This window comes from Bartonella sp. CL266QHHD, from assembly GCF_042195355.1.
GTDB lineage: Bacteria > Pseudomonadota > Alphaproteobacteria > Rhizobiales > Rhizobiaceae > Bartonella.
Genome location: NZ_JBHIOD010000023.1, coordinates 1 through 5,142, shown reverse-complemented (window position 1 = coordinate 5,142; position 5,142 = coordinate 1). Strand labels below are relative to the sequence as shown.

The 5,142-nt window shown below is 39.9% G+C and carries 9 protein-coding genes and 1 pseudogene; 8 read left to right on the top strand and 2 right to left on the bottom strand.

Translation table 11 applies throughout. From position 1 onward, the window contains the following. From ACFIK7_RS02535 to ACFIK7_RS02500, 8 genes are all read left to right on the top strand, one after another. The coding region (locus ACFIK7_RS02535; protein WP_375662876.1) for a filamentous hemagglutinin at positions 1-1,123 on the top strand (1,123 nt) is incomplete at its 5' end. Continuing rightward, on the top strand, positions 1,120-1,524 hold the full coding sequence (locus ACFIK7_RS02530) for a hypothetical protein (protein ID WP_375632036.1): 405 nt from the start codon (positions 1,120-1,122) through the stop codon (positions 1,522-1,524). The genes ACFIK7_RS02535 and ACFIK7_RS02530, both read left to right, overlap by 4 nt. Before the next feature lie 30 nt (positions 1,525-1,554). After that, entirely contained in the window at positions 1,555-2,289 is a 735-nt protein-coding gene (locus ACFIK7_RS02525; protein WP_375662875.1) for a filamentous hemagglutinin, read from the top strand. Continuing rightward, positions 2,286-2,690, top strand: a complete 405-nt coding sequence (locus ACFIK7_RS02520; protein ID WP_375662874.1) for a hypothetical protein — start codon at positions 2,286-2,288, stop codon at positions 2,688-2,690. Before ACFIK7_RS02525 ends, ACFIK7_RS02520 begins: the two co-directional genes overlap by 4 nt. Before the next feature lie 176 nt (positions 2,691-2,866). Further along, a complete protein-coding gene (locus ACFIK7_RS02515) occupies positions 2,867-3,268 on the top strand; it encodes a hypothetical protein (protein ID WP_026500687.1) in 402 nt (133 codons plus the stop codon). A gap of 176 nt (positions 3,269-3,444) precedes the next feature. Next, on the top strand, positions 3,445-3,849 hold the full coding sequence (locus ACFIK7_RS02510; protein WP_026500686.1) for a hypothetical protein: 405 nt from the start codon (positions 3,445-3,447) through the stop codon (positions 3,847-3,849). Then, a complete protein-coding gene (locus ACFIK7_RS02505) occupies positions 3,837-3,962 on the top strand; it encodes a hypothetical protein (protein ID WP_375631918.1) in 126 nt (41 codons plus the stop codon). Before ACFIK7_RS02510 ends, ACFIK7_RS02505 begins: the two co-directional genes overlap by 13 nt. A 64-nt stretch (positions 3,963-4,026) precedes the next feature. Further along, complete coding sequence (locus tag ACFIK7_RS02500; RefSeq protein WP_015856194.1) at positions 4,027-4,386, top strand: hypothetical protein; 360 nt, start codon at positions 4,027-4,029, stop codon at positions 4,384-4,386. Between the two features lie 102 nt (positions 4,387-4,488). Here ACFIK7_RS02500 and ACFIK7_RS02495 read toward each other — a convergent pair whose 3' ends face one another. Together ACFIK7_RS02495 and ACFIK7_RS02490 are read right to left on the bottom strand one after the other, a co-directional pair. Further along, complete coding sequence (locus ACFIK7_RS02495) at positions 4,489-4,689, bottom strand: AlpA family transcriptional regulator (protein WP_015856172.1); 201 nt, start codon at positions 4,687-4,689, stop codon at positions 4,489-4,491. A 207-nt stretch (positions 4,690-4,896) separates the two neighbouring features. Continuing rightward, positions 4,897-5,142 (bottom strand): annotated as a pseudogene (locus ACFIK7_RS02490) (integrase); the annotation flags it as partial.

Here is a 5,142-nt window from a genome sequence, read left to right as displayed (position 1 = left end):
CATTGCTAAAAATCTCTTAGATCATTCAAAAGCCCAAGATTCAGAGGAAGGATACACCAAATCTGCTATCAGCAATGGCACCATCGTCTTGACAGATGAAGCAGGGCAGAAGGCATTGACAGGGCAAGATGTTGAGCAAGCAATCTCCTCCCTTAATCGTGATACTGCCACTGCCCATAAGGGTGTACAACAGCTCGATGTAGGCAAGCTGGAACAAATCGTCCATGAAAACCGTGAAATGGCAACCCAACTCTTAGAAGAAGGGTTTAAATACAGCGATGATTCCTATAAAACCATGTTTATCAAAGAGCACCCCATCGCCGTTGTCGACCGTGATGAAAAGGGCAATATAATCTATAAAAAAGATGAAAATGGACAGTATATCAAAGACGCTCGTGGACAACCAATACCTAAGTTTCATTATTTAACGGATGAAGAAAAGCAGCATTTACAAGAGGGTGCTGATGGCAAGGTGCATGTGTCCTTTAATGGCATCTTTACGCCACCCTATGAAGCTGCTGTTTATGCAGAGCAACATGCGGAGAATAAAAATGCACCGCTTTATTTTGTGGTGTTCCCAGAAGCTGATTCTGCTATCTCAGAACTTCTAGTCGCGGGCTATCAGAAGTTTATGGAAAATAACTTTTGGGGTTTGACCAATTCCACACAAGAAGCGAAAGATTTGGTGTATAGCCATGGTATTACAGGGTTAGAACTTTATGGCCATAGCCGTGGTACCATGACATTGGGGAATATGCTGTATTCTTTCAAACAAGAAGGTGTGCACGGAATAGCCGACAATACGAATATCAATTTCTATGGACCAGCCTTTAATGTTTTAGTTGCATCCGGTCTGTTAGGTTATGTGAGTGATGGCAAACAAACCACTGTTGGCTTTGATGGGAATAGATATGACTTTGTAAGCAGAATTATTGGCGGCAATGGCTATACTTATGAGACACTCCCTGCTGGCAGTAACGTTTGGACAGAATGGTTGAGAGTGGCTACAAATCCCATAAGCTCCCATACCTGTCTTGGAGATGTGGGTTATAAATGCCAAAAGTTTTACGGCTCATCTCATCGTGAACAATTTCCTTTAAGTAAATCATGGAGTAAAAAATGAAACACATTTTAAAGTTATTAAGTGGAATAGTTTTGGTGAGTGTAACTGGATGTAATATCGATAAACCTCCTCTAGGAGAGATAGCTACGTGGGAGAAAAATGGTGTTACTGATTTTACTGAGGTAGGAAAAGCCTTGTTAGAATGCGGTATGCCAACCCCTTATGATACTGATCCAGAAAGCAGAAAGCTCAGCTACAATGCAATAGCAACCATAGAAGCTTGTATGATTCAATCAGGTTTTCGTGATAAAGTGGGAGGGGGAACTTGGTGTGTAAATCATAAAGCCGAAAACCTTCCCATTTGTCGTCCAGGTGCTGTGATCCCACAGCCCAGTGTCAAGAAGCGCTTAAACAGCCCTTTTTGTAAAAAATATAAAAATAGTCGCAAATGCCAGCCTTAATGATCAACAATCCGCCATCCTTGCCTTCGCTTGGAATGGCGCGATTGTGTTTCCTCAACCACATTATTAACGGCTGAGGAAAAGCAGCATTTACAAGAAGGTTCTGATGGCAAGGTGCATGTGTCCTTTAATGGCATCTTTACTCCACCAGAGGAAGCCGCTGTTTATGCGGTTCAACATGCGAAGGATAAAAATGCACCGCTTTATTTTGTTGTGTTCCCCCAAGCGGATTCTGCTATCTCAGAACTCTTGGTAGCAGGCTATCAGAAGTTCATGGAAAATAACTTTTGGGGTTTGACCAATTCAACACAAGAAGCAAAAGATATAATGTCTCGCTATGGTAACACGGGATTGGAAGAGTATGGCCATAGCCGTGGTACCATGACATTGGGGAATATGCTGTATTCTTTCAAACAAGAAGGTGTGCACGGTATAGCCGACAACACGAATATCAATTTCTATGGACCCGCCTTTAATGCTTTAGTTGCATCCGGTCTGTTAGGTTATGTGAGTGATGGCAAACAAACCACTGTTGGCTTTAATGGGAATAGATACGACTTTGTCAGCAGAATTATTGGCGGCAATGGCTATACCTACGAGACAATACCTGCTGGCAGTAACTGGTGGAAAGAATGGTGGAGAGTGGCTACAAATCCCATAAGTTCCCATACTTGTCTTGGAGATGTGGGTTATAAATGCCAAAAGTTTTATGGCACATCTCATCGTGAACAATTTCCTTTAAGTAAACCAAGGAGTAAAAAATGAAACAAACTCTAAAATTATTAAGCACTGTAACTTTGTTAATTATAACTGGATGTAATATCGATAAACCTCCTCCAAGAGAGGTGGCTACGTGGGAGAAAAATGGTGTTACTGATTTTACTGAGGTAGGAAAAGCCTTATTAGAATGTGGAATGCCGAGCCTTATTGATGCCGATCCAGAAAACAGAAAACTCAGCTACAATGCATGGGCAACTATTGATGCCTGTATGGTTCAATCAGGTTTTCGTGATAAAGTGGGGGGAGGGACTTGGTGCGAGAATCATAAAGCCGAAAACTTGCCCATTTGTCGTCCAGGTGCTGTGATCCCGAGGCCCAGTGTCAAGAAGCGCTTAAATAGCCCTTTTTGTAAAAAATATAAAAATGCACCTGAATGCAAACCTTAAGTTTTGTTTGTGATGATCAACAATCCCCCTCCTTGCCTTCACTTGGAATGGCGGGATTGTTTTCTCAACCAATCATCTCAATATTGTTCACCGTTGTTTTAAGCAGCGATGACAGAAAATATCAACAAGCTTCCGAGCTGTTTTATAGTAAATAAATCCATTGAAAGAGGGGAAAAATGAAGAAAGTCTTGCAATTATTGAGCGGCATAGCTCTGTTAAGTATAGCTGGATGTGAGTATAAAGCTGAGGTTCCCTTATCAGCTTGGGAATTATGGGACAAGCCTGGTGCAAATACAATTGATATAGGGAAAGCGCTGTTAGAATGTGGCATGCCAACACCTTATAATCGTGATGAATACAACAGAAAGTTAGACGGAAATGCGAACGCATTAATTGAAGCTTGCATGGTTCAAGCAGGTTTTAGATATAAATCCGGATATTTGAGTTCGTGTGAGTTTTTTGATGCTCGTTTTCCAATTTGTCATTCAGGTGCTGTCATTCCTCAAAGAAGTGTTAAGAAACGCCTGAACAGCCCCCATTGTAAAAGAAATAGAAACAAGCCTGAATGTCTACCGTAGTTTTTTGATGATGGTATGATTAAGAGTAATCTTTAGTTTTTTTATCTTTTGCATAAGTGTGTGGGCCAATTGTATCGGCACTCAACATGTTTCAAATTGATATGGACAGAGGAATATAAAACATCGACAAGCTTATAAGCAATCTTATGATAAAAAATCATTGAAGGAGAGAAAAAATGAAAGCAACTTTAAAGTTATTGAGTGGATTGGCTTTGCTTATTATAGCTGGATGTTTTCCAGGTCCTTACCAGGCTGTGGATGTATTAGAGAAGCTAGGAGAAGATAAGATTGAGATTAAAAAAGCACTATTAGAATGTGGAATGCTGAATCCTCATGATGATTATATGATGGATTATAGAGAGTTAAGTATAAATGCGAATACATCTATTTATGCATGTCTAACCCAAGCAGGTTTTCATAGTAAATTAGGAGGGAAGTGGAGAGATCGGTGTAGAAATTATAATGCCGAAGATCTTCCGATTTGTGTGCCAGGTGCTGTCATTCCAAAACGAAGTGTCAAGAAGCGTTTAAATAGCGCTTATTGCCAAAAATATAAAAATAAACCAGAATGCCAACCTTAAGCACTGTTTGTGATGATCAACAAACCGCTATCCTTGCCTTCACTTGGAATGGCGCGATTGTTCCCTCAATCCATCATCTCAATATTGTTCACCGTTTTTTTAAGCAGCGGTGACAGGAAATATCAACAAGCTTCCGAGCTGTTTTATTGTAAAGAAACCCACTGAAGGAGGGGAAGAATGAAGAAAATCTTAAAACTATTGAGTTGCATAGCTCTGTTAAGTATCACTGGATGTGTTAACTCAATTCCCTCACTTTCTCCAGCATTATGGAGAAATAAAATACTTTTAGAATGTGGAGTACCGGACCTTAATAAGGTTGTGGCGCTAGATTTAAATCAATTTGCCAGTATTGAAATGTGTATGGCGCAATCAGGTTTTCGTCCTAGCTTTACAATACAAGAATGGTGTGAAAACCATAAATCGGACAATCTTCCCATATGTCGTCCTGGTGCTGTCATGCCTCAGCGAAGTGTTGAGAGACGCTTAAATAGCCCTTATTGTAAAAAACATTCAGAACAACTTGAATGCCAGCCTTAAGTCTTGCTTCAGTAGAGAAAGCCTTGAATTTACACCAAATAAAGCACCAGGTTGATGAGTTTGAGAAAGCCTTGTCCGTCCTTACGTGACAAGGTTTTCTTTTTATGCCGCGTCGTTATAACGTTGCTGTTTTGCTTGTTCGATTACATTCAAAAGATCCGATTGTAACCAACGGGATAAAAAACCAAATTTTAAAGGTTTTGGGAGAGAGCCATTGGTAACATGACGGCGGAATGTTGAGACACTCATATGAAGCAATTTTGCACTTTCACGGTCTGTCAAAAGAATATCATTTTCTGTCATACTAAAATCCTTTCTATCAAAAAATGGTAACAAATCATAACTATTTATTAACCACATTTTTGTTCATTTAGAAAGATGTTTTATTCATAGAAAACAATATTTTATTATACAATTTCTGATGTGATAATTTATGAATCTTATTGAGAAAGAATGAGAGAGAAGAGAGCTAAAGTTATCCACAGATCATGGGGTTATTCACCCCATATCTTAAGATTGACCAGTGACATATGCCGCCCATTTATCCATATAAACGCGGCGCTGTTCTAAATAGTCAGTCCGACGATAGGCACGCTCTACTTTACCTCCTACTGTATGACTTAGAATGGTTTCAGCGACCTCATAGGGGGCATCGGTTGTTTCAGCGAGCCAATTGCGTAAACTAGAACGAAAACCATGCGGGCAGGCTTCAATTTTATTTTTTCTCATATACGCCGCCATCATCGTATGTGAAAG

Excerpts from the sequence above, each read along its gene's own strand:
- ACFIK7_RS02530 (WP_375632036.1), top strand. The coding sequence starts at position 1,120 with ATGAAACACATTTTAAAGTTATTAAGTGGAATAGTTTTGGTGAGTGTA.
- ACFIK7_RS02520 (WP_375662874.1), top strand. The coding sequence starts at position 2,286 with ATGAAACAAACTCTAAAATTATTAAGCACTGTAACTTTGTTAATTATA.
- ACFIK7_RS02515 (WP_026500687.1), top strand. The coding sequence starts at position 2,867 with ATGAAGAAAGTCTTGCAATTATTGAGCGGCATAGCTCTGTTAAGTATA.
- ACFIK7_RS02510 (WP_026500686.1), top strand. The coding sequence starts at position 3,445 with ATGAAAGCAACTTTAAAGTTATTGAGTGGATTGGCTTTGCTTATTATA.
- ACFIK7_RS02505 (WP_375631918.1), top strand. The coding sequence starts at position 3,837 with ATGCCAACCTTAAGCACTGTTTGTGATGATCAACAAACCGCTATCCTT.
- ACFIK7_RS02500 (WP_015856194.1), top strand. The coding sequence starts at position 4,027 with ATGAAGAAAATCTTAAAACTATTGAGTTGCATAGCTCTGTTAAGTATC.
- ACFIK7_RS02495 (WP_015856172.1), bottom strand. The coding sequence starts at position 4,689 with ATGACAGAAAATGATATTCTTTTGACAGACCGTGAAAGTGCAAAATTG.